Source organism: Pseudonocardia halophobica, from assembly GCF_027922425.1.
Classification (GTDB): domain Bacteria; phylum Actinomycetota; class Actinomycetes; order Mycobacteriales; family Pseudonocardiaceae; genus Pseudonocardia; species Pseudonocardia halophobica.
The window spans coordinates 1-736 of record NZ_BSFQ01000197.1 but is presented as its reverse complement, the minus strand read 5'-3'; the positions used below and the strand labels follow the sequence as shown (position 1 = coordinate 736).

The following is a 736-nucleotide window of genomic DNA, read 5'->3' as shown; positions in this document are numbered from 1 at the left end:
CGTCGTAGTCCAGGAAGGGCACGAACTCTGACCATGCGTTGCGCCAGAGCGCGATGATCGCCGGATAAGTCCCTCCCCAGGTGTCGGTGAACTCCTCGAACCGCGCCAGGGCGGCGGCCTCGGTCGGGGCGGTGTAGACGGGCTTGAGGTCCTTGGCCATCTGTTCCCAGTAGCGGCGGCTCGCGTAGCGGAAGGTGTTGCGGATCAGGTGCAGCACACAGGTCTGCACGACCGTGGCCGGCCAGGCGGTGGTGATCGCCTCGGGTAGGCCTTTGAACCCGTCGCAGACGGCGATGCACACGTCGGCGACGCCGCGGTTTTTGACCTCGGTCAGTACCTGGAGCCAGAACTTGGCGCCTTCCCCGCCCTGGCCGCCCTCGCCGGCCCAGATCCCGAGGATGTCGCGGTGGCCGTCGACGGTGACGCCGATGACCACGTAGAAAGGCCGGTTGGCGACTTGGCCGTCGCGGACCTTGACGTAGAGGGCGTCGATGAAGATCACCGGGTAGACGGCGTCGAGGGGCCGGTTCTGCCACTCGGCCATGTCGTCGAGGACCTTGTCGGTGATCTTCGAGATGGTGTCCTTGGAGACTTTCGCCCCGTAGACCTCGGCGAAGTGCGCCGCAACCTCACCCGTGGTCAAGCCACGGGCGGTCAGTGACAGCACGATCTCGTCGATCCCGTCCAGGCGTCGCTGGCGCTTGCGCACGATGACGGGGTCGAAGCTGGCGTCGCG

General features: G+C 66.6%; 1 protein-coding gene. It reads right to left on the bottom strand.

The window, feature by feature from the left end; translation table 11 throughout:
- The coding region (locus PKE99_RS38125; protein WP_271215110.1) for an IS256 family transposase at positions 1-736 on the bottom strand (736 nt) is incomplete at both ends.